This is a genomic window from Chryseobacterium sp. c4a, from assembly GCF_009900745.1.
GTDB lineage: Bacteria > Bacteroidota > Bacteroidia > Flavobacteriales > Weeksellaceae > Chryseobacterium.
Genome location: NZ_WXVU01000001.1, coordinates 48,825 through 70,649 on the forward strand (window position 1 = coordinate 48,825; position 21,825 = coordinate 70,649).

General features: G+C 34.6%; 22 protein-coding genes. 11 read left to right on the forward strand and 11 right to left on the reverse strand.

Features of this window, described 5'->3' with window-relative positions; genetic code table 11:
- Window positions 1–47: 47 nt before the first annotated feature.
- Genes GTR01_RS00220 through GTR01_RS00230 form a run of 3 tightly spaced genes read left to right on the forward strand, consistent with a single transcriptional unit; the run spans window position 48 to window position 2,792 of the window.
- The gene (locus GTR01_RS00220; protein ID WP_160135885.1) at window positions 48–632 is read left to right on the forward strand and encodes a riboflavin synthase; all 585 of its coding nucleotides are present in this window, start codon (window positions 48–50) and stop codon (window positions 630–632) included.
- Window position 633: 1 nt separating this feature from the next.
- Window positions 634–2,088 (forward strand): sensor histidine kinase, encoded by a 1,455-nt coding sequence (locus GTR01_RS00225; protein WP_160135886.1) that lies wholly within the window; start codon window positions 634–636, stop codon window positions 2,086–2,088.
- The gene (locus GTR01_RS00230) at window positions 2,088–2,792 is read left to right on the forward strand and encodes a tRNA1(Val) (adenine(37)-N6)-methyltransferase (protein ID WP_160135887.1); all 705 of its coding nucleotides are present in this window, start codon (window positions 2,088–2,090) and stop codon (window positions 2,790–2,792) included. Before GTR01_RS00225 ends, GTR01_RS00230 begins: the two co-directional genes overlap by 1 nt.
- A 41-nt stretch (window positions 2,793–2,833) precedes the next feature.
- Here the strand turns inward: GTR01_RS00230 and GTR01_RS00235 are convergent, their stop codons facing one another.
- Window positions 2,834–3,544, reverse strand: a complete 711-nt coding sequence (locus GTR01_RS00235) for a cell division ATP-binding protein FtsE (RefSeq protein ID WP_160135888.1) — start codon at window positions 3,542–3,544, stop codon at window positions 2,834–2,836.
- Window positions 3,545–3,698: 154 nt separating this feature from the next.
- Window positions 3,699–3,857 (reverse strand): 50S ribosomal protein L34, encoded by a 159-nt coding sequence (gene rpmH / locus GTR01_RS00240; RefSeq protein ID WP_039365072.1) that lies wholly within the window; start codon window positions 3,855–3,857, stop codon window positions 3,699–3,701.
- A 235-nt stretch (window positions 3,858–4,092) separates the two neighbouring features.
- Between rpmH and GTR01_RS00245 the strand changes: the two genes are divergently transcribed.
- Entirely contained in the window at window positions 4,093–5,097 is a 1,005-nt protein-coding gene (locus tag GTR01_RS00245) for a DHH family phosphoesterase (RefSeq protein ID WP_160135889.1), read from the forward strand.
- Between the two features lie 61 nt (window positions 5,098–5,158).
- Here the strand turns inward: GTR01_RS00245 and GTR01_RS00250 are convergent, their stop codons facing one another.
- The 6 genes from GTR01_RS00250 to tilS form a co-directional block, all read right to left on the reverse strand.
- Complete coding sequence (locus tag GTR01_RS00250; protein ID WP_160135890.1) at window positions 5,159–5,965, reverse strand: patatin-like phospholipase family protein; 807 nt, start codon at window positions 5,963–5,965, stop codon at window positions 5,159–5,161.
- Window positions 5,966–6,009: 44 nt separating this feature from the next.
- Complete coding sequence (locus GTR01_RS00255) at window positions 6,010–6,822, reverse strand: hypothetical protein (RefSeq protein WP_160135891.1); 813 nt, start codon at window positions 6,820–6,822, stop codon at window positions 6,010–6,012.
- 4 nt (window positions 6,823–6,826) lie between these two features.
- Window positions 6,827–7,609, reverse strand: coding sequence for an alpha/beta fold hydrolase (locus GTR01_RS00260; protein ID WP_160135892.1), 783 nt, complete (start codon window positions 7,607–7,609; stop codon window positions 6,827–6,829).
- 107 nt (window positions 7,610–7,716) lie between these two features.
- Window positions 7,717–8,244, reverse strand: a complete 528-nt coding sequence (locus GTR01_RS00265) for an ExbD/TolR family protein (RefSeq protein WP_160135893.1) — start codon at window positions 8,242–8,244, stop codon at window positions 7,717–7,719.
- A 252-nt stretch (window positions 8,245–8,496) separates the two neighbouring features.
- On the reverse strand, window positions 8,497–10,563 hold the full coding sequence (locus GTR01_RS00270) for a protein-disulfide reductase DsbD family protein (RefSeq protein ID WP_160135894.1): 2,067 nt from the start codon (window positions 10,561–10,563) through the stop codon (window positions 8,497–8,499).
- The gene (gene tilS / locus GTR01_RS00275) at window positions 10,553–11,902 is read right to left on the reverse strand and encodes a tRNA lysidine(34) synthetase TilS (RefSeq protein WP_160135895.1); all 1,350 of its coding nucleotides are present in this window, start codon (window positions 11,900–11,902) and stop codon (window positions 10,553–10,555) included. The genes GTR01_RS00270 and tilS overlap by 11 nt, the downstream gene beginning before the upstream one ends.
- A gap of 87 nt (window positions 11,903–11,989) precedes the next feature.
- Here tilS and GTR01_RS00280 point away from each other — a divergent pair, with 87 nt between their 5' ends.
- The 7 genes from GTR01_RS00280 to GTR01_RS00305 all read left to right on the forward strand — a co-directional run bounded on the left by GTR01_RS00280 (window position 11,990) and on the right by GTR01_RS00305 (window position 19,442).
- Window positions 11,990–12,823, forward strand: coding sequence for an OmpA family protein (locus GTR01_RS00280; RefSeq protein ID WP_160135896.1), 834 nt, complete (start codon window positions 11,990–11,992; stop codon window positions 12,821–12,823).
- A 201-nt stretch (window positions 12,824–13,024) separates the two neighbouring features.
- Entirely contained in the window at window positions 13,025–15,520 is a 2,496-nt protein-coding gene (locus GTR01_RS00285; protein ID WP_160135897.1) for a M1 family metallopeptidase, read from the forward strand.
- A 457-nt stretch (window positions 15,521–15,977) separates the two neighbouring features.
- Window positions 15,978–16,133: a CCPGW family putative bacteriocin gene (locus tag GTR01_RS24865; protein WP_410492561.1), complete on the forward strand. Its 156-nt coding sequence runs from the start codon at window positions 15,978–15,980 to the stop codon at window positions 16,131–16,133.
- 138 nt (window positions 16,134–16,271) lie between these two features.
- A complete protein-coding gene (locus tag GTR01_RS00290; RefSeq protein ID WP_160135898.1) occupies window positions 16,272–16,919 on the forward strand; it encodes an O-methyltransferase in 648 nt (215 codons plus the stop codon).
- A gap of 85 nt (window positions 16,920–17,004) precedes the next feature.
- Complete coding sequence (locus GTR01_RS00295; RefSeq protein ID WP_160135899.1) at window positions 17,005–17,721, forward strand: C40 family peptidase; 717 nt, start codon at window positions 17,005–17,007, stop codon at window positions 17,719–17,721.
- Between the two features lie 3 nt (window positions 17,722–17,724).
- Entirely contained in the window at window positions 17,725–18,192 is a 468-nt protein-coding gene (locus GTR01_RS00300) for a DUF1648 domain-containing protein (protein WP_160135900.1), read from the forward strand.
- A gap of 11 nt (window positions 18,193–18,203) precedes the next feature.
- Complete coding sequence (locus tag GTR01_RS00305) at window positions 18,204–19,442, forward strand: 3-deoxy-D-manno-octulosonic acid transferase (RefSeq protein ID WP_160135901.1); 1,239 nt, start codon at window positions 18,204–18,206, stop codon at window positions 19,440–19,442.
- Here the strand turns inward: GTR01_RS00305 and GTR01_RS00310 are convergent.
- Genes GTR01_RS00310 through GTR01_RS00320 form a run of 3 tightly spaced genes read right to left on the reverse strand, consistent with a single transcriptional unit; the run spans window position 19,434 to window position 21,818 of the window.
- A complete protein-coding gene (locus GTR01_RS00310; RefSeq protein WP_160135902.1) occupies window positions 19,434–20,060 on the reverse strand; it encodes a deoxyuridine 5'-triphosphate nucleotidohydrolase in 627 nt (208 codons plus the stop codon). The two genes, GTR01_RS00305 and GTR01_RS00310, sit on opposite strands and share 9 nt — an antisense overlap.
- On the reverse strand, window positions 20,060–20,815 hold the full coding sequence (locus GTR01_RS00315; RefSeq protein ID WP_160135903.1) for a glycosyltransferase family 2 protein: 756 nt from the start codon (window positions 20,813–20,815) through the stop codon (window positions 20,060–20,062). The genes GTR01_RS00310 and GTR01_RS00315 overlap by 1 nt, the downstream gene beginning before the upstream one ends.
- Before the next feature lie 25 nt (window positions 20,816–20,840).
- On the reverse strand, window positions 20,841–21,818 hold the full coding sequence (locus GTR01_RS00320; RefSeq protein WP_160135904.1) for an acyltransferase family protein: 978 nt from the start codon (window positions 21,816–21,818) through the stop codon (window positions 20,841–20,843).
- Between the last annotated feature and the right edge of the window lie 7 nt (window positions 21,819–21,825).

Sequence of the window (21,825 nt, forward strand, 5' to 3'; positions counted from 1 at the left end):
TTGATTATCTTTGAAGATTATAATTTACAAATTTAGCAAAAAATAATATGTTCACAGGAATTATTGAAGCAGTTGGTGTTATTGAAAAGATTGAAGAGAAAGGAAGCAACATAGATTTCACCCTGACATGCCCTTTTACAAACGAACTTAAAATTGATCAAAGTCTCGCTCACAACGGATGTTGCCTGACGGTAGTTGAGATTAAAGACCATCAATATGTAGTAACAGCAATCAACGAAACACTGGAAAAAACAAACCTTGGAAAATGGGAAGTGGGAAGTGTTGTGAATCTTGAACGTTGTATGAAAATGGATGGAAGACTGGATGGTCACATTGTTCAGGGACATGTTGATAAAACAGGAGAGGTAGTAGGAATCGAAAATAAAGACGGCAGCTATTTTATTACCATGAAATACGAAGGTGATGGAAACTTTGTTACTGTACCTCAGGGTTCTATTACTGTAAACGGGATCAGTTTAACCGTAGCAAAAAGTGAAGATACTCAATTCTCAGTAGCTATTATTCCTTATACTTGGGAATTTACCAATATGAAACACTTGAAAATTGGTGATAAAGTGAACCTGGAATTTGACATCATTGGTAAATATATTGCTAGGTTAATTAAAAAGTAGGATGTCGTTAAATAAATATAAAGGATATAGTTTAAGGAACCGCGTGTTTTTCGGTTTCCTATTGGTATGCTTTTTAAGTGTTGTGGCAACATCACTGGTTCCTTACTTTGTGTTGAGGAATAATTCTCTGCAGCAGAGTAATATTGATATGCAGGAGAAAACCAATGCCGTAATGAGATATCTGGATTATGCTGTAAGCCGTACATTGGTAGAAACGAAAGATCTGCCGAAGGTTTTAGGGAATAAGATCTTTGAGATCGCAGATATTAACCAGCATGATATTGTTATTTATGATCTGAGAGGAAATTATGTGCTTTCCAATAAAGATGAAAGCCTCATTGATCAGAAAACACTTTCGATGGAAATTATCAACAAAATTCTATCTACGGATGCAAGGGTTGATATGACCAGATATGATGCTGCCAAAGATGCCAAGCTTACCTCTTCCTATCTTTTGCTGAAAAACAATGAATTGGAACCTATTGGTATCGTTTATATTCCTTTATATCATAATGAATCCGCTTATCTGGAAGTACTGCACCAGTATGTAAAGTATATTCTTTTAGTCGATATATTTCTTATCCTGTTTAGTATCTGGATCAGCTGGGTGACATCCAACAGTCTGGCAAAAACCATTACGAAGTTCTCTGATATGATTACCCGTATTACATTGTTTGAAAATGAAATGCGTCCTATCAGATATTATAAAAATGATGAACTGAATGCTTTAGCAAGAGCTTACAACAGAATGATTCTGCAAATTCAGGATCAAAAAGAAAGGCTAAGATTTAAAGCATCTGAAGAAGCATGGCGAGAAATGGCAAAGCAGGTCGCTCATGAGGTGAAAAATCCACTGACTCCCATGAAGCTTACCATTCAAAATTTTGAAAGAAAATTTGATCCGGAAGATCCGAATATCAGAGAAAGAGTAAAGCAGATGAGCAAAACAATGGTAGATCAGATTGATCTGATTGCTACTGTGGCTTCTGCATTCTCAGAATTTGCCAAGCTTCCTGAAAAAAATAATGAAGTCATCAATCTGAATACGGAAGTGGAAGATATCCTTCGAGTATTCAATGATGACAGTATCTTTATGCATGCCAACAAGAGTAACATTATGATTAATATGGACAGAATTTATTTGTCTAGAATCATTACCAATCTTGTGACCAATGCCAAGCAGGCGGAAAGTGATGAAAGAAAACTGATTATCAATGTAGATGTAGAACAACATCAGCGAAGAGTCATTGTTTCTGTTCAGGACAACGGAATTGGAATTCCTGAAAATATGTATGAGAGAATTTTTGAACCTAATTTTACATCCAAAACCAGCGGAATGGGACTTGGTTTGTCTATGGTAAGAAAAATGATCGAAGATTATAAAGGAGAGATCTCAGTGAAATCAGAAGTAGGTAAAGGATCTACATTCATTATTACATTGCCTACCAACTTATAGTGAAGTCTTTTAAATTTAAACAATTTGAAATCCAGCAATCCAAAGATGTCTTCCGTGTAGGAACAGACGGTGTTTTGCTTGGAGTCTTAGCAAGTGTTGAATCTGCTTTTCATGTGTTGGAAGTAGGAACAGGAACGGGGTTGATCTCATTAATGTTGGCTCAGAGAAACTTACAGGCAAATTTTTTAGGGTTGGATATTAATGAAGAGGCAGTTAGTATTACAAAGCTTAATTTTCAAAACGCTCCTTTTCATACGAGGCTTAAAAATATCCACCAGGATTTTAAAACTTTTGAAACAAATGAGAAATTTGATCTGATTGTTTCAAATCCGCCTTATTTTGAAGAGTCCGGTTCTGATAAAGATAAGATTGCACGTCAAATGGTGGAGTTGAATTTTAGACAGCTCGTCGTTCAATCGGCAAGGTTTTTATCTGAAAGTGGGCTTCTTTCAGTAATTATTCCGGTAGAAGCAGGTGAGGGTTTCGTTTTTATTGCTGAAGAAAATAATCTTTTTCTAACCAGAAAAATTAATATTAAAGGCATTGAAAATTCTACAACAAAAAGATTGATCTTAGAATTTTCTCCAACAAACAAGAAATTATTAGAGTCTGAATTTATTATAGAAAAAAGTCCGAGAAAATACTCGGACCAATATCTTGAACTCACTAAAGAGTTTCATGTTTTTAAAGAGGCTGGGAATTAGAAAAGAAGTGTTATCCTGTATTTTCTAAGCCCTTTTTATTCTTATTCAAATAGTTCTGCAGTATCTAATACAGATACTTTTCCATCTTCACATCTGATAGCTTCACCGGGGAAGTTTTGGATCATGTGGTAATCGTGAGTTGCCATTACTACAGCAGCGCCGTTTTCAAGGGCAACCTGCTTTAATAAGGTCATGATTTCATTAGAAGTCTCAGGGTCAAGGTTTCCTGTTGGCTCATCCGCTAAGATCAGATCTGGGTGGTTAAGAAGAGCTCTTGCGATAGCAATACGCTGTTGTTCACCTCCGGAAAGTTCGTGTGGCATTTTGTGCTTTTTGCTCTTCATGTTCACGCTTCCCAATACTTCATTGATTCGGTCTTCCATTTTGGTTTTGTCATTCCATCCTGTAGCTTCCAGAACGAATTTAAGGTTCTTTTCAACAGTTCTATCGGAAAGTAACTGGAAATCCTGAAATACAATTCCTAATTTTCTTCTTAGGTTAGGAATATCGGATGGTCTTAATTTAGCCAGATCAAATCCTACCACAGATCCATGTCCTGATGCTAATGGGATGTGTCCATAAAGCGTTTTTAGAAGGGAGCTTTTTCCGGAACCTGTTTTTCCAATAAGATAGCAGAATCTACCTTTTTTAATATTAAGATTTACATCAGAAAGAACAGTAAATTTTTTTTGCGCAATTTTGGCGTGCTGTAAACTTATAATATTGTCTCCGGAGATATTTGTATGTGGCATAATTAAATTTTAAAGGCTATTTTCTAACAAAAATTTTCAATCTTTAAAAATAGAAAAAAGAAGTCTATCTGACTCTAATTTTAATAAATTTTAACAACAAAAAATGCCTGAAAAGTAACTTTTCAAGCATGTTTTGTATATGATAATAAAAAGATTATCTCTTAGCGCGTGCAGCACTTACAGTTAAACTCTTTCTGCCTTTAGCTCTTCTAGCAGCCAAAACTCTTCTTCCATTTGGCGTAGACATTCTTTCTCTGAAACCGTGTTTGTTTCTTCTTTTTCTTTCTGATGGCTGGAATGTTCTTTTACTCATTACTATATGTTTAAATCGTAATTAATCTATTAATTTTCAGGTTGCAAAGATATATAAATTTTTATAAGTTACAAACTTTAATTATCTTTTTTTAAAATTATCTGTAGTGTTTTTTAACCAAACATTTACAAACCCGTATAGATACCTGAATTTCTCTCTGCAAAAATAATATTTAAATGATTTATATAAAAGCTCTATCTTTGAAAACTTAAATTTTAACGAAAATAAACACAAGATGTTTACACCAGCAGAACTTTTAGAGATCAATACATTACTAACACCTGAAAACAAAATAGTTATTCTTACCCACTATAATCCGGATGGTGATGCTATTGGTTCCAGTCTGGGATTGAAACATTATTTAAAGGCAAAAGGGATCTATGCAGAGGTTATTGTACCCAACGATTTTCCAAAATTTTTGAAATGGATGCCGGAATCTAAAAAAATAATTATTGCAGAATATAAAAGAAAGTTGGCGGCAGATATGATTGCTGCTGCGGATGTTATTTTCTGTCTGGATTTTAATTCTCCTTCAAGAATTGGGTTATTGGGTGACTGGCTGGTAAAGGCTCAGGGAAAGAAAATTCTTATTGACCACCACCAACAGCCGGAGCCGTTCGATTTTGTATATTCAGATACGGTGATTCCTGCTACTTCACAAATGATTTATCATTTCATTGAAGCAATGGAGGATGAAAAACTGGTTAATCAGGATATGGCTGAGTGCATGTATACTGGTATTATGACTGATACAGGAGGTTTCCGTTTTCGTTCAACAAGTGCTACTACCCATAGAATTATTGCTAACTTAATAGAAAAAGGAGCTGATCCGGCAATGATCACTTCCAATACCTGGGATACCAATACTGTTTCCCGTCTTCATTTGCTTGCTTTAGTTTTAGGAAGAATAGAAGTGGTAAATGAGGGTAGAGTGGCTATTTTAAGTCTTACCAGAAACGAACTTAAAGAATTTGGCTTCCAGAAAGGAGATACTGAAGGTTTTGTAAACTATGGTTTAAGTATTGCAGGAGTGAAGATGTCTGCATTCTTTATGGAAGATCTGTATGAGGATTTTATCAAAATCTCCTTCAGAAGTAAAGATGATGTGGATGTGAACCAGTTCTCCAGAAAATACTTTAATGGCGGCGGACATATTAATGCTGCAGGAGGTAAATCTAATGATTCTTTACCAGGAACAATTGAAATTTTCAAAGCAAGACTCATCGAAGAGAATTTGTAGAAAGATTGATGGATCAGATTGGAAAGTCAGTTTTGGAATACTCTCAAATCCTCTGACCCCCTCAAACTTTAGTATAACCTTTTTCCTCAAGTTCCCGGCAAGTATATTCGTATACCTGTTGAAACATTTCGTCCATATATTTCTTATTGAAAAGACTGTATTTTGTCATTTTAGGAGGATCTAAAAATATATTGCAGTACTTTACTTTAGAATAAACGGATTTTGCAATGGCTAAGTGGAGGATGCGGTCAAATTCTTTCATCAGGCTCATCTTATTGAGTTCGTCGTAGCTTATTGAATTAACGTGAGAAGCTATAAGAAAGTCGCATTTATCCATGATAGGTTCAATAGGGAGATTATCCAAAACACCGCCATCTACATAAATTTTCTCTCCAATTCTTACAGGGGGAAGGATGAAAGGAACGCTGGAGGAAGCTAGAAGTGGAGTGAAGAGTTCTCCTTCCGAAAAGAAATCAACAATGCCGTGAGTCATTTCTGTGGTAGCCACATACACAGGAATTTTTAGAATATTAAAATTGTCTTCAGGGAAATAATCTTTAAATAGTTTCAAAATGAAATTTGAGCTGAAGATTCCGTTTTTTGATAGTTTCAAAGCAGACCGAGAAAAAAAAGAAGTCTGTCTTACGATATCCATCATTTCATCGGGTGTTTTTCCAAATGAATAAAAAGCCGCAATGATAGATCCCGCACTGGTTCCTGAAATAATATGCGGTTTAAGATTATATTCTTCCAGCGCTTTTAAAACAGCAATATGGGCAATTCCACGCATTCCTCCGCCTGAAAGTGTAAGCCCGATAACCGGTGGTGGTTTCGGAAGTGTCTTTTTTTTGAACGAGAATATTCCCATTGAGAAAATTATACCTTACTAATATACAGGATTTTTCTCAATGTTTATGGTTCATCACATTCAGAATCAATCTTAATGAAAAGGGCATTGAATTCATTATTCATCTTTTCATCTCTGGAAACTCTATGTACTTTATTATTAGCACAGTTTCCCCACCCAAAAGTAATCAGATCAATAATTGCATAATCTCTTTTGTCTGCTGAGTTAAGCTGTTCGTTGAACTGATTGATAATACGTTGTGGATCACTATTGTTTTTGCTCATGCTTTCTCTGAGCTTTTTCCATTCTGAAAACATTTGTTCATCAGTTGAATTTAATGCTTTGGAGAAATTAGGACATGTATTGTTTTTAAGAAGAATTGAAGGATCGGAGTAAGCTATGATCTGGATTTTCTCCATCTCATAAGACTGAACAAGCTCTTCATAGCTTTTCTTCTGAATATCTTTCCAGTAGGGTATATTAACAACTTTCAGATTCATGATCTGAGCTTTCTTTTCTCCAAAATCCTTATCCAGTTTTGCCAGAACCTGATCTTTATTGTTTCTTATTTCATGAAGATCCTTGAGGTTGTTCACGAAGGGAGTATCCAACAATGAGCCACTCAGTTCAAACCAAAGCTTGTAAGTGTCCTCAAGTTCCTTTTTGGAATATTTATTACTGTCAAAATACCCTTTATTATCACAAAGTTCTGTTCCGAAATTGAATATTTCCTGCTTGGGTTGAATGGTTGTTACGGTATCAGCTTTTGGAGCTGATCCTTGAATGGTGTCCATTGATGTAATACTGGGAGTGGATTGATTTTCTTTTTTACAACTCAAGAATGAAAGCAGTAGGATAGATATTATAGCAATTCTCATGTTTTTACATTACTAGTTTTTTCGGAAGATTATGAAGAAGTTCCGTGTTGATGATTTCTGCACAAATACCTGGCTTTTCCCAGTGCCCATTGTGTCCGCAATCCAATACATAGGATTTTATATTCGTTCTGTCCGGAAGATTTTTGATGGTCATATCTGTTTTTACGGCATTGTCGTGTTTACCGGCCAGTACAAGAATTTTGGCTTCCAGATTTTGCATAATATGCTTTTTGTCTGTTCTCTCTACCATGCCTTTTACACAGGCAAGAGCTCCCAGATTATTAGTAGAAAGAGCTGTTTCCAGAGCGATTTCAATTTTTCCTTCCAATATATCCCTTTCATTAGGATTGAACAGGTTGGGGATTCCAACTCTTGCATAATGGACAAAAGCATCTTTAATGATTCTGTAGCTTTTGATACGCTGTTGTTTTTTCTCTTCATCATCCGGAAAATAAGTGGAAAAGAATAGCGTTAAACTTTTCAAAGAGTCCGGATATTTTTCAGCAAAAGCCAGAGAAACATAGCCCCCCATAGAATGACCTAATAAATGAAGTTTTGTAATACTTTGGTTATCTAATACCTTTTTGACTTCATCAGCCATCAATTCCATGGTGTGGATCTCTCCCAGAATCTCAGATTGCCCGTGACCTGGAAGATCAATTTTTAACAATGAGAAATCTTTGGAAAGATGAGGTTCCATATCGCTCCAAATGGATAGATTTTCCATAAAGCCATGGAGGAGTACTAACGTTTCTTTTCCATTTCCTTTTCTTTCAAAGTTCAGCATGATTCCAAAATTATAGAGTTAAAATAGTACAGCATTGAGTTTGCTGTAATCCTGTTGTCCTTTCAAATGTAAACAAAAAAGAGCATTTTTTAAATGCTCTTCCTTTTTTATTGAGTTAATTGTTGATAAATTTTTGTTTCCCAAGGTTTAATATCAGCTACTCCATAACGTTCTTTTTTCGCAATAGCCAGATTGTCCAGCATATCTACAAAATTTTTGTAGCTGGCCTCATCGGTAGGCTTTATAATTACTGTGAAGTTTTCCTTATTGGGAGCATTTTTGTAGGCTTCAGAAATAATTTTTGAAACATTTATCCCACTGAAGCTGGTTTCTTTTAAATTATTGATGTTTAAATCATCCTTATTGCTTTGATGATAAAATATCCGATTATCTTTTCCCAGAATAAAGGTTACCTGATTTTTATCTCTAATAAGCACATCATCAATAAATGGTTTGGGGTTGTGGTCTTTTGCGGGAAGCCCAAGATCCATCACATTGGGTTTTGTAAAATTTGTGGTAAACATAAAAAACATCAATAGTAAGAAATTGAGGTCTACCATTGGAGTCATGTCAATTTTAATTAACTTTTTCTTTTGTTTGCCGGTCTGTTTCTCTTGTGCGATTACTTCAGCCATAATTCATATTTTAAATTGTTAAACGGTATTTGGTGAAAACTTTGAAAACCCGATCGGGATTTTGAAAAGTTGATACAAAGTTGATGCCTAAAATTTAAAATGTGCAATAAATTTTTATTTTCGTTAATGATTTATAATTAAGTTTTGTTAAAAGCTGTTGTTGATTTTATTGAAGATGAATGGTTTATTGAAGGATTAGTAATAAAAAAACTCACACTGAAAAGTGTGAGTTGGAAATGATATATAAATTATTTATTTGCTTTTTTTGAAGTAATTAACGCCGCACTCCAGGAACTTCTTGAAGTCTTCCTTCGGCATGTATCCAGAAACAGGAGTGTTGATTACTTTTCCGTCTGGAGTAATTAAAACATAGTGTGGCTGAGAATTGTTGTTGAAGTTTACCTGTTGGAATAAACTCCATCTGTCACCAATCGTTTTAACCTTTTTGATCTGTCCGTCTCCAAGGTCGATTTTTGTTTTTTGATCTTCAGGAAGCTCTTCTTTATCGTCTACATATAAAGAAGCTAGGACAACATCATTTTGAAGGATTGGTAAAATATCCGGCTCGCTCCAAACAAATTCCTCCATTTTTCTACAGTTTTCACAACCGTAACCTGTGAAGTCAATTAAGATGGGTTTATTCTCTTTTTTAGCGATTTCTATCGCTTTAAAGAAATCATGTTCAGGATGCATTCCTAAGATACCATCTTTTTCATCATGGAAATAGCTAACATTCAATGGAGGCAAAATACCACTTAATAATTGAAGTTTTGGACGATCAGACGGAATCAATCCCTGGATCAGATAGATCACAAAACCAATTCCTAATGCCCCTAATATTTTTCTGGTAATCGAAATCTTAGGTTTTTTATCATCATGCGGGAACTTGATTAACCCGAATAAATATAATGCCAATCCTAAAGCAACAATGATCCAGATAGCGATGAAAAGTTCTCTTTTTAAGAAGAATGTCTTCGATACAAGGTCTGCTTTTGATAAGAACTTTAAAGCTAAAGCCAATTCTACGAAACCTAACACAACTTTTACTGTGTTCATCCATCCACCTGATTTCGGAAGACTTTGCAATGCCTGTGGGAATAAAGCTAATAGCCCGAAAATAATAGCCCATGCTAAACCAAATCCAGCCAATGCGAAGGTTAATAACATCGGAACATTTGAAGAACCTGTTACGGCACTTCCTAATAAACTTCCTAAAATAGGCCCTGTACAAGAGAAGGAAACGATTACCAGTGTCAATGCCATAAAGAAAATACCAATGATACCTCCTGCTTCCTCAGCTTTAGAAGATTTGTTGGCAATAGAGCTTGGTAATGTAATATCATAATACCCGAAGAAACTTCCGGCAAAGAAGATAAATATGATAAAGAAGGCAATGTTCAGCCATACACTTGTAGAGATCTCATTGAAGATGTTTCCTGCAATCCCATCAATGATATGGAAAGGGATACTTAATAAAACGAAAATAAGCAGAATGAAAAATCCATAGATCAAAGCATCTCTTTTCCCTTTCGCTTTATCCTTACTTCCTTTAGTAAAGAAAGATACGGTTAAAGGAATCATTGGAAATACACATGGTGTCAGCAAAGCGATCAACCCTCCAATGAAGCCTAAGAATAAATAAGTCCAATAGTTTTCATCCACTTTCGTAGAAGCAGTACCGCAATCAGTTAATGGTTTTTTAAAGTCTATCGTTTCGATTTTCAGTTGCTTAGGATCCAGTTTTGAAGCCTCGGTGACTGTAATTTCTGACTTTGAAGGATTCTCAGTAACTGTTTCAACGGCTTTCACAGAATCTTTTTTAGCTTCTGTAGTTTCTGCAGTTACTTCCTCCGTTGCTCCTTTGGGAGTAACCTTCTGATTGAATTCTAATGTATTCGGTGCAAGACAAACCCTGTCATCACAAGTTTGGTAGGTGATTTCAGAAGTAACATCAGCAGGTTTGGTAGGATCCTTTAGCTTGAATTTTTGTTTAAAGCCAGCTGTGTTGGAATAGAAAACAATCGTTCCTCCGAAAGCTTCAGAGAATTCTTCATGTTTTTTGCCAGCCTCCGTGAATTTTCCGATAAGTTCAATGTTCTTTCCTGAAACTTTATACTCTGTAGGAATTCCTGTATCTTCAGGAAGATCTTTTGAGTAAATGTGCCAGCCACTTTCCATGGTAGCATTTAAAACCGCTTCATACTGGTTATTGCCCAGATCGTTGATGGTAAATTTAAACTTTACAGGATTTTTAATCTGTGCATTAATTCCTGTTGCTAAAAAGAGTAGAATTAATAAAAACCAATTTCTAAATTTCATTTTTCGTTTCATTAAAAATTTTGAGAATACGTTCTGTTTTCTCATCCTTTGCATATCTTCTATCCTGTCTGAAAGGAATGACTCCAAGTACAGAATTCTTACTGTCAGACAATATCCAAATTTTTTGCCTCGCTAAAATAGATAATTTTTCGTCCCTAAAAAATTTAGAAACTTTCTTTTTCCCTGAAAAACCAGTCGGGTAAAACTCATCACCATCCTGTTGTTTTCTTAAACGCAGAGGAAACTGTAGTTTTTCAGCATCAAAATCCCAATTCAGATTTTTATTGATTCCATCAATGTCTTCAATAGAATCCTGAAGATTAAGACTGATCCGGTTTTCTGAAAAATCAAAATGATCGATCAGAAGAATCTCATCTTTGCTTTCTTGCTTTTTATTCTTATCAATAAAGATTAATTCATCTCTGTTGACAATCAGTTGATATTCTTTAGAAAAAAAAGAACTGTTGTTTTCAGCTTTAAATATTTTTGGGATTTCTTCTTCCTGATTGAACCCATATTTTTTTAAAATCTCAAACTTGACAAAAGCGCTTTCCTGATCCAGCTTCTCCTTTGATAAGATTTTGTGGTCTTGGTTAAATACAGTGAGTTTATTTTCTATTTCCTCAAGCTGTTTTTGAACAAAATCTTTGGTTTGGTTTAGATATGAAGAACTTTTTTTGAAATTTTCCAAAAAGTGATCATTGGTTTCCTGTAATTTGGGAACAATTTCATTTCTGATCTTGTTTCTCAGGTAATCACTTTTTTTATTGGAAAGATCTTCCCGGAACTCAATCGTGTTGTCCTCAGCAAATTGGTAGATTTCCTGTTTTGAAAATGATAGAAGAGGTCGAAGGATATGATTATCATTGGCAGGAATACCGATTAATCCATTAATTCCGGCAGCTTTGGAAAGATTGATGAGAAAAGTCTCCAGCTGGTCATTAAGGTGATGAGCAGTAACCAGAAATTCCAGTTTTTCTTTTTCCTGAATTTCCTTAAAAAAAGCGTACCGAAGCTCTCTTGCCCAAAGTTGGATAGAATTTTCAGGTTTTTTATCGCTTTCTGAAACCTCATACAAATGAAATTTAATATGATTTTTCTCACAAAAATCCTGTACTACTTTTTGATCCAGATTTGAATCTTCACCACGAAGTTTATAATTAATATGAGCCACCTGAAATGAACATCCGGAATCCTGGTTTTCATCTCTCAAATCCCTGAACAAAGAGGCCAGAACCATAGAATCTGCACCTCCGCTCACCGCTAAAAGATAGTTGTAATTTTCAGGCTGGTGAATAAGATTTTCTAATTGTTTTTTGAAGCTTGATTTTTTCAACATAGACGTTGAGAATTTCTTTTATGCAAAGATAATCCATATAATTCAATTGAATTTCCCTAACTTTGATTAGTCTAAAAATGATTACTTATGAAGATTTTAAAAATTTTAGCGGTTTCTGCAATGGCGTTGGGGATGACATCTTGTGTGAGCAAGAAGCAGTATGATGCCTTAAGCACAAACTATAAGCAATGTATTGAAAACATCGGAGAAAGACAAAGGGAAATTCAGGATTTGAAATCTCAAAACTCTGCATTATCAGGTGAAAATAATTTATTAAAAAGCCAGCACGATGCTTTAAAATCATCATTGGATGCATGTCTTTCCAATACCGGGAAAAGTTCTGCTAACATTGACAAACTTGTGGGCGAAATCAATGCTTCCAACTCATATATCAAGCAGTTGATTTCAAACAACGCTAAAAACGACAGCTTAAACCTTGCTTTGTCTAATAAATTGAAGAGATCATTAGATAATGTATCTGATGACGACGTACAAGTGAAGGTGTTGAAAGGAGTGGTAATGATCTCCCTTTCTGATAAAATGTTATATAAAACAGGAGATTACAATATCTTACCTGCAGCTCAGGAAGTGCTAGGTAAAGTAGCGAAAGTAATCAACGATTATGACAAATATTCTGTACTTATTGAAGGAAATACAGATAATGCACCATTAAATTCTGCAAACTTACCAAGAGATAACTGGGATCTTTCTGCATTAAGAGGAACCTCTGTAGCTAAAGTTCTTCAGACTCAGTTTGGTGTAGATCCTGCTAGAATTACGGCAGGTGGTCGCTCTGAGTACAATCCGAAAGCAACTAATATGAGTGTTTCCGGAAGATCTGAAAACAGAAGAACGGAAATTATCATTATGCCTAAGCTGGATGAATTCATGAAGCTTATGGATATTGCTCCGAAAAAATAATTACTGAACAATACAGTAAAAAAGATCCCGATTTTTTGGGATCTTTTTTTTTGCAATATTTTGAATGTAACTTTTAAAGAAATCGTTCTACTTATTTAAAATAAATTCGATATTGCCTTTGGGAATCAATAAGATGTATTGATGTTGAGGATACTTGTTACCACCGCTTATCAGCAATTTACCAATAAAAATAATAATCACATGAAAATAATTATTCTATCGGTAAGCTTATTAGGATTCTTTTTATCCGGAACAGCTTTTGCGCAAACGGAAACTTCCGGAAGAGAAAAAGTATATAAAGCAACCCACACAAAAAGCACAGAACTGAAGCATACCAAGCTGAAAGTGAGCTTTGATTACCAGAAAGAGGAAATGAATGGAGAGGAATGGCTCACTGCATCGCCTTATTTTTATCCTTCAGACTCATTGGTATTGGATGCTAAAGGAATGCTGATTCATGAGGTGGCAATGGTGAGGAATGGAAATAAAACACCAATACAATATCATTATAATGACAATGTTCTGAAAATCAATCTTGATCAATCTTATAATAGAAATCAAGATTATACGGTTTATATCAAATATACTGCCCGGCCTAATGTAGTAGAGAAGCAAGGAAGCCCAGCCAAGGGATTGTATTTCATCAATGCTGATGGAAAAGATCCTGATAAACCTACACAGATATGGACAGATGGAGAGTCTGAATTTTCATCAGTATGGTTTCCTACGATAGATAAACCCAACCAAAAAACTACTCAGGAAATTTATATGACGGTTCCTGATCAATACATAACTCTTTCTAATGGTATTTTAAAAGAGTCCCAGAAAGAATCTGGAAATATGAGAACGGATCATTGGGTCATGGATAAAAGACATGCGGTTTATCTTTTCTTTATGGGAGTAGGAGAATATAGTGTGGTAAAGGATAAATGGAGAAATATTCCGATAGACTATTATGTGGAAAAGGAATATGAACCGTTTGCAAGACAGATCTATGGAAATACTCCTGAAATGATGGATTTTTTCTCCAAGAAGTTGAATTATGATTATCCCTGGCCAAAATATTCACAAATTACCGGAAGAGATTATCCAAGTGTAGCTATGGAAAACACAACTGCTACTCTTCATAATATGGGAGTAATGCAGAAACCAGGGCAGCTCATAGATGAAAATAAATGGGAAGAATATATTGCTCATGAGCTTTTTCATCATTGGTTTGGAGACTTGATAACAGCGGAGAGCTGGAGCAATCTTACGTTGAATGAATCGTTTGCTAATTATTCCCAGTATCTCTGGAATGAGTACAAATATGGAAAAGATCAGGCAGATTACCATTTAATGTCTAATGTCAATAAGTATTTCAACAGCCCTTCTGATTTTAAGAAAGATCTTGTACGATTTGGTTATGATTCACCTGAAGATGTTTTTGATGTGGTTTCCTATGAGAAAGGAGGCGGAATTCTTCATATGCTGAGGAACTATTTAGGAGATGATGCTTTTTTTGGAGGAATAAATGATTTTTTAAAGACCTATGAATATAAAAATGCGGAAGCTCATCAATTAAGATTATCGTTTGAGAAAGTGTCCGGAAAAGATTTGAATTGGTTTTTTAATCAATGGTATTACGGAAGTGGAAATCCGAAATTAGAGTATTCCTACACTTTTGAACCTGTTAAAAAACAAGTGGAAGTTGTGATCAATCAGTCCCAGGAAAAACCTTTTGAATTTCCTTTGGCAATAGATGTGTATGATAATGGGAAGCCAACACGATATAACGTATGGGTTAATGCACAAGCAAAAAATACTTTTAGTTTTAATGCCTCTGCAAAACCTGATTTAATTAATATCAATGCCGATGGAATATTGCTTTCCGAAATCACAGATAAGAAAACTGCAGCTCAAAATTTAATGCAGTTTATTCATTCTAAAGAATATCTAAGCCGTTATAAAGCAATAGTTGGGATTAAGGAAGACTTGAATCATCCAGAAGCTGTTAAACTACTTACTGCTGCCTTAAAGGATCCTTTCTTCAGGATAAGAATTAAAGCATTGGAGGTGCTAGATCTTACCAATGCATATCAGAATAAAAATCTGGCTGCTGATGTTGAAAAATTAGCAGCTAACGATTCAAAAACATTAGTGCAGGCTGCAGCGATTAATGCCTTGGCAAAGACTAAAAATAAAAAATATATACCGCTATTTGAAAAAGGAATAAATGCGATGTCCAATGCTGTAAAAGCAAACTCATTACTGGCAATCATTGCTGCGGATCCTTCAAAAACTAAAACATTGGTTGATAGGATAGATCTTTCGGAAGCTTCTAGGGGTACGATCATCAAAATGCTTCCTACTGTTGTGGAGAATAAAATAGATTCCCAAATGAAATATATTGTTTCTTTTGTGGCTTTTTATCCTTTAGTGAAGCCTCAAAATCCGGAATTGGGAAAATATGCAGAAGGAGGTTTTAACAGGATTATGGAGACTGATAATTTTGCTGCTACCAATGGAATTGTTAAAATATTGAGTCAGGCAAAATCTGAAATTGTCAAAAATGTTGAAAATAAAAAATCAATTTATATTATGTTGGAAGCCGGACTGAATAAAAAGAATGAGCTATTGAAAAACAATCCACAGAACAAGGATAGTATTAATAAGCAGATTGCCGCACTGAAACAAATAATGGAGGAATATAAATAAAAAAAATCCCGAATTTCTTCGGAATTTGTTTCTTTAATCAAATTAATTCTTCCTTTTTCAAAAGGGAAATAATTCGTTGCAAAAAAGAATTGGATATTTCAGTCTTGTTTTTTCTTGCAGAAGACTGTGTACTTCCTTTCGGAGGTGCTTTTTTTTGATTCTCATGGTTAGTTTGTAGTTTATCTTCTGCAGTCATTTGTTATCTCGTGTTTTTACCCCTTCGTTCTCTTTGCAAACTTATAACTAATGCGACATAAAAAACATCCGTATTTTCACGGTATTTTGTATGGGATTTTTCCCGATAGCTAGATTATTAATTTTTTTGAATGTTTTATTTTGAATATAATCATCTGATTAATAAAAGAATGCGTATATTTAAATCTCTATAATGAGATATAGATAAAACAGAGGTATCCGAAAATCTTAAGAGTAGGAAATTAATACTAAACAAAATAATATGAAAAATTCAAAAAAACTTTCAAGAGGAGAAATGAAAAGTGTAAAAGGTGCTATTAACGGATGTAATCCACAGATATTTTGTAGTAGTCCACAGACAAAGTGTTGCCCAGGATGGGTTTGTGCTGGTATAAGACAATATTGTATAGCCATATAATAATTTTCACATAAATTTAGATAGACCTAAGAAAAAAGAGAGGAATTCATTCTTCTCTTTTTTATATCTTATCCTGAACAGAGGCAGTTTGTTTAAAAAGAAGTTTAAAATCCGTAAATTTGTTTAAATTAAAATGGTATGAGTTTTTTTGAAGAAAAGAATCCTGAAATGGATAGATATTTGGAAGCACACGCTTCCTCAGAATCCGAAATTCTAAAAAAGCTGAGAAGAGAAACTTATCAGAAAACGACGCAGCCTCATATGATTTCGGGCTATCAGCAGGGAAGATTACTTACAATCATCTCCCAAATGTTACAGCCTAAAAACGTTCTTGAAATTGGAACTTTTACCGGATATGCTACTTTATGCCTGGCTTCAGGATTAGCAAAAGATGGTAAGATTACCACATTAGATGTAAATGAAGATCTGGCTTATCTGCCGAAAAAATATTTTGAATCCAGCGAATATGCTGCTCAGATTGATTTTAAACTTCAGGATGCTAAAGAATTTTTAAAAGAAACCGATGAGGTTTTTGATTTGATTTTTGTAGATGCTGATAAAGAAAATTATGCAGAATATTTCAGACTCATAAAACCTCATACAAAGTCCGGTTCAGTAGTGATGTTTGATAATGTTCTATGGTATGGAAAAGTGCTGGAGGAAAATCCAAAACTTAAATCTACACAATCTATTCAGGAACTAAATGATTTGGCGGCAAAAGACGAAGATTTTGAAAATCTTATTTTACCTTTGCGGGATGGAGTCAACTTCCTTCGCAGGAAGTAATTAAATGAAAGGTTAAGAGATTTAGAAATTAAAGGATAATATAATTTCTAAATCTCTTAATTTTCCTAATTTCTAAATGAATAAAATGAATAAAGGAATTTGTATCGTAACAGTAGCACCCGTTCGAGCAGAAGGCTCGGACAGAGCAGAGATTGTTACGGAAATATTGTTTGGAGAAAGTGTAGATATTTTGGAAGTTAATAAAAACTGGACTAAAATAAAAATGCACTATGATGGCTATGAAGGGTGGATGGATACCAAACAGCTAAAACTGGTAACAGATGAAGAGCTTGCTAACAGGAAAGTGACTGTTGTGACGGAAGATTTTTCTTCTGTATTGATGAAAGATGGCAAAACCTTATTATCTATGGGTTCTGAAGTAGAGTTTCCTGTGGTTGCTTCAAGGAGAAGCCATGATGTAAGGGAAAGTGTTGCTCTTACGGCCAAAGAATTCCTTAACGTACCTTATTTATGGGGAGGGAAAAGTTTTTTTGCAGTAGATTGTTCCGGATTTACCCAATTGGTGTACAAAGTTCATGGGATTAAGATTCCAAGAGATGCTTCGCAACAGGCCGAAATAGGGGAGGATCTTACTTTTGTAGAAGAAACAAAACCAGGAGATCTAGCCTTTTTCGAAAATGCTGACGGAAAAATCATCCATGTAGGAATCATGCTGGAAAATCAAAAAATTATCCATGCCTCCGGAAAAGTAAGAATTGATACATTAGATTCTACGGGAATCTTTAATGAGGAAATGAATAAACATACTCATAAACTAAGAGTTCTTAAAAGCATTATTTAACAGATGAAAACCTCCAGTATATTACTCATTGTAAATACTCTTTTACTTATTGTAATATGGGCTTTTACGGGAGTGAAATATGCTGGGTTACCTGAAATAATTCCTACCCATTTTGACATTCATGGGAATGTAAATAGTGAATCAGGGAAAATGACAATCTGGCTATTGCCTTGTATTGCTGCTGTTATCCATTTTCTTTTTATCCTGAAATCTAACAATCCGGACTCACCGTTTGTAAATGTCCCTAAAAGCTTTCACAATCAAAAGAATTGGAAGCTGTATCTGTTTACGCTGCAGGTTCCTATAATGGTTTTGTTTTTGGATATTATTGTAGAAAGTATTCGTATTGCAGAAAGAAAACAGACAGAGCTCAGTAATGTTATTTACTTTATTTTAGCAGTGCTATTAGCAATGATTGCAATAGGATTTATAAAATCAATGAAAGAAGGGGTAACAAAGTCTAACGACTAGATCAATCAATATTGAAATTACTTTATAACATATTTATCAATCTCCTTATCTTCGGAATGAAGGTTTTTTCTTGGTTTAATAATAAAACTAAAAAAGGAGTTGATGGCAGAAAAGAATCATTGGCTAAAGTGAAATCCGCTTTTTCAAAAACAGATAAAGTGATCTGGATGCATGCTGCCAGTTTGGGCGAATATGAACAAGGATTGCCTGTGCTGGAGAAGCTTAAAGATCAGTTTTATGATCATAAAATCTTAGTGACATTCTTCTCTCCGTCAGGGTATGAGAATGTGATTAAAAAGAAACATATTGCCGATGTAGTCTGCTATTTACCATTTGATAAAAAAAATACTATAACCGAATTTATAGCACAATTTGATGTTAAACTATTTTTTACGGTGAAGTATGATTACTGGTATAATCTGCTTGCTGTACTTAAAGAAAAGAATGCTAAGGTCTATGTAATTTCCGCTTTATTTTATGAGAGACAATCCTTTTTTACCTCTTACGGAAAGTGGTTTGTAAAACAGCTTAAGCAAAATGTGGATTGGTTTTTTCATCAGACTCAGTTTTCTCTGGCTTTGGCGAAAAGTGTTGGATTAGTGAAATCCTCTGTAACAGGAGATACGAGATTCGATAGAGTAAAGCAGCTTCGCAATCGTGACAATCAAGTGGCACATATCACAGATTTTATCGGAAGTCATAAAGCTGTTGTTTTTGGGAGCTCCTGGCAAGCAGAAGAGAAGATTGCAGAAATGATTTTCCGTAAAAATAACACTCTCAAAATAATCATTGCTCCCCATGATCTGAAGAGAGTAGAACACCTGAAAAATATTTTTCCTGAAGCTTTACTGTATAGTCAGATCAAAGGCTCTCAAACTTTAAATTCTGCCTCTCAAATTTTAATTATAGATAGTATTGGATTGTTGTCAAAACTATATTCCTACGCTGATATAGCGGTTGTTGGCGGAGGTTTTCATGATGCAGGACTCCATAATATTCTGGAAGCTGCCACATTTGGTGTTCCGGTTATTTTTGGAAATCATTATAAAAAGAATCCGGAAGCAGATGATCTTATTTCTGGTAACGGAGGAAAGTCTTTTGCTGACGAATATACCGCTGCAGAATTTGTTTTATTTTTAGCCAATGAAGATAACGAAGAAGAATTAGCAGAAATGTCTGAAAATGCAGCAAAATTTGTTGATGAGAAGCCCGATTCTTCAGCTATGATTCTTCAAAAACTTCTATCTTAAAAAACCCTGGCTTTTTATCTCCTTCATCGTTTGTTCAATGTTTTCAGGAATACTGTCACATTCAAACCAGTTGAGGTCAAGTCCGTTATTTGTGCACAACTTCTGAAGATAATGATTCTCGGATATTTTTTGTTGTAAACTCCTTAAAAGTTCATCAAATTCCATCCAGTAATCTTCATCCAATTTTTTTATCAAAATCAAAGATTTAAATATCTTATTGATGATATAGATGTAGAGTTTGTAAACGTTGTCAAATCTTTGTCTGCTAAGATCATTATTATAATCAAGAACTTTGTCAATCATAAGCAGATTCAGGGAAACGTCTCCAAATTTGTCTGTTGTTATCTTTACATGTTCGGTGATTTCGGCACTTATTTTGCGAACAATGGTCAAAAAATATTTAGCATTACCAATATATTTGGATGCTAAAAGAATCTTTTCTTCCACAATATCTTCCATTGCATTTCTCTTATCATCCGTTGTTTCCGGATCAATAAGCTCGAAATACAGTTTTTTAGATAACAATTTGTCCTTTCTAAGGAGTCTGAAAATAAGTTTATCCTTTTCTGTGCTGGAAAAAGCACTCAACGCCGCTTTAAACTCTTTTGAATACTCCATTAATTGAATATTTTTGAATATTTCATGAATCCATTTAAAGCCCAATTTGCTGTATAATACAATGATTTTACAGTAGAGAATCCCATGAAATCTTTATATACAAGATATTGGTCTTTAATGATATTTTTTTTATTTCTGGAAACACTGTTCTCACGCATTCTATACTTGGCCATTGTTTTATTGATCGGCATTCCCTCAGGGATTACTTTTAGTAGGTTTAGCCACATGACATGGTCTTCACGTTTGCTTTTTACAGGAAATAGAAACTTGCCAACCCTTCTGGTGTCATACATCGTAGAAACCGGAGCCAATCGGCACGTTTTCAATAAATTGGAAAAAGTAACCGTTTTATCTGCCAGAAAATCTTTTAGTATAGGTTGTAGTTGCTCGTTACATCTTGAATAATTACAATATACAAGCTCTGCGTTGTGCTCCTGCATATAATCCGTCATTGTCTCAAGATATTCGGGATACCAGAAGTCATCAGAATCCAGGAAGGCGATATATCTTCCCTCAGCTCTTTCAAGACTATTGTTTCTTGCATTTCCAGCACCTCCGTTTTTTTCAAGTACCTGAAGCTTAATTCTCGGATCGTTGTATTTTTGAATGATTTCTACTGTATTATCTTTAGAAAGATCATCAGTAATCAACCATTCCCAATTTTCGTAGGTTTGGCTAAGAACAGACTGTATCGTTTCTTCTATAAATTCAGCAGAATTGTAACAAGGAGTGATGATGGAAACAAGGTCTTTCATTCAGGTTTTTAAATATTATGTAAAATTATAAAAATCTTTTTTCATAAAAATGCCACGACGCTATTCCCACTCCGATTACGACAAACATACATACAATGCTCATGAGATAAGGGTTGTAATTGGCAAAAAGCCCAAGTGTAGCAAATACTCTGATAATAGGGAAGTGAAAGATATAAATTCCATAAGTGAAATCTCCGTATTTTCCGAAATTATTCAGGAAATTGAAAGAGTAAGCAATATACAAAACAATAATACTGATCATGATCGGAGAGAAAAGTTTTATTTTGAAAATAAGATCAATCCAAACCGTAATGATAGCAATAATGAAGAGTATATTTTTATGTTTGATAAATTTTTCAAAATGAAAATATAAAAGCATTCCTCCGATAAAATAACATAATGAACCAGGAAGCTGTCTTGAAAGAGCTGCCTTTCCCGTCATTTCAAAATAATTAAGATAGACCAGAGAAAGAAAATACAGAACAATCAAGCTGATGGTTCGATATTTATTGTTTTTTCCAAACAGTAAAAACATCAGCGGAACAGCAATATAAAAACACATTTCGATCTTGAGAGTCCATAAAGCTCCGTTTACGGCTTGGTTTCCGAATACTCCGGGAAGCCATGGAGCTTTGAAATTCATAAATAATGAATTCCAGAAAATATATTTATAAACCTGTGTATTGCTGAAATATTCGGAAAATGGTAAGGTGCTGACGAGACTGAGAAGAGTAGCACAAAGAAATACAACGAGCAGGTAAGCCGGAACAATCCTGTTAAATCTTTTTTTTGCATAACTTTTTAGGCTGGAAGACCTTTCATAGCTTCTGGCAATTAAGAAGCCACTCACAATGAAAAACGAGAAAACGGCAACTTCAACTGGGCTATGTGTTAAAAATAAAAGCTTATCAGAAGCACTTAACGCGCCCAAGTGTCCGACAAAGACAATAAAGGCGAGGAGAACACGGATGAAGTCAAAATTGTTTTTCGTTATAGATTGCATTTTTTTT

Coding starts and splice junctions, on each gene's coding strand:
- GTR01_RS00220 (WP_160135885.1), top strand. CDS start 48: ATGTTCACAGGAATTATTGAAGCAGTTGGTGTTATTGAAAAGATTGAA.
- GTR01_RS00225 (WP_160135886.1), top strand. CDS start 634: ATGTCGTTAAATAAATATAAAGGATATAGTTTAAGGAACCGCGTGTTT.
- GTR01_RS00235 (WP_160135888.1), bottom strand. CDS start 3,544: ATGCCACATACAAATATCTCCGGAGACAATATTATAAGTTTACAGCAC.
- rpmH (WP_039365072.1), bottom strand. CDS start 3,857: ATGAGTAAAAGAACATTCCAGCCATCAGAAAGAAAAAGAAGAAACAAA.
- GTR01_RS00245 (WP_160135889.1), top strand. CDS start 4,093: ATGTTTACACCAGCAGAACTTTTAGAGATCAATACATTACTAACACCT.
- GTR01_RS00250 (WP_160135890.1), bottom strand. CDS start 5,965: ATGGGAATATTCTCGTTCAAAAAAAAGACACTTCCGAAACCACCACCG.
- GTR01_RS00255 (WP_160135891.1), bottom strand. CDS start 6,822: ATGAGAATTGCTATAATATCTATCCTACTGCTTTCATTCTTGAGTTGT.
- GTR01_RS00260 (WP_160135892.1), bottom strand. CDS start 7,609: ATGCTGAACTTTGAAAGAAAAGGAAATGGAAAAGAAACGTTAGTACTC.
- GTR01_RS00265 (WP_160135893.1), bottom strand. CDS start 8,244: ATGGCTGAAGTAATCGCACAAGAGAAACAGACCGGCAAACAAAAGAAA.
- GTR01_RS00270 (WP_160135894.1), bottom strand. CDS start 10,563: ATGAAATTTAGAAATTGGTTTTTATTAATTCTACTCTTTTTAGCAACA.
- tilS (WP_160135895.1), bottom strand. CDS start 11,902: ATGTTGAAAAAATCAAGCTTCAAAAAACAATTAGAAAATCTTATTCAC.
- GTR01_RS00280 (WP_160135896.1), top strand. CDS start 11,990: ATGAAGATTTTAAAAATTTTAGCGGTTTCTGCAATGGCGTTGGGGATG.
- GTR01_RS00285 (WP_160135897.1), top strand. CDS start 13,025: ATGAAAATAATTATTCTATCGGTAAGCTTATTAGGATTCTTTTTATCC.
- GTR01_RS24865 (WP_410492561.1), top strand. CDS start 15,978: ATGAAAAATTCAAAAAAACTTTCAAGAGGAGAAATGAAAAGTGTAAAA.
- GTR01_RS00290 (WP_160135898.1), top strand. CDS start 16,272: ATGAGTTTTTTTGAAGAAAAGAATCCTGAAATGGATAGATATTTGGAA.
- GTR01_RS00295 (WP_160135899.1), top strand. CDS start 17,005: ATGAATAAAGGAATTTGTATCGTAACAGTAGCACCCGTTCGAGCAGAA.
- GTR01_RS00300 (WP_160135900.1), top strand. CDS start 17,725: ATGAAAACCTCCAGTATATTACTCATTGTAAATACTCTTTTACTTATT.
- GTR01_RS00310 (WP_160135902.1), bottom strand. CDS start 20,060: ATGGAGTATTCAAAAGAGTTTAAAGCGGCGTTGAGTGCTTTTTCCAGC.
- GTR01_RS00315 (WP_160135903.1), bottom strand. CDS start 20,815: ATGAAAGACCTTGTTTCCATCATCACTCCTTGTTACAATTCTGCTGAA.
- GTR01_RS00320 (WP_160135904.1), bottom strand. CDS start 21,818: ATGCAATCTATAACGAAAAACAATTTTGACTTCATCCGTGTTCTCCTC.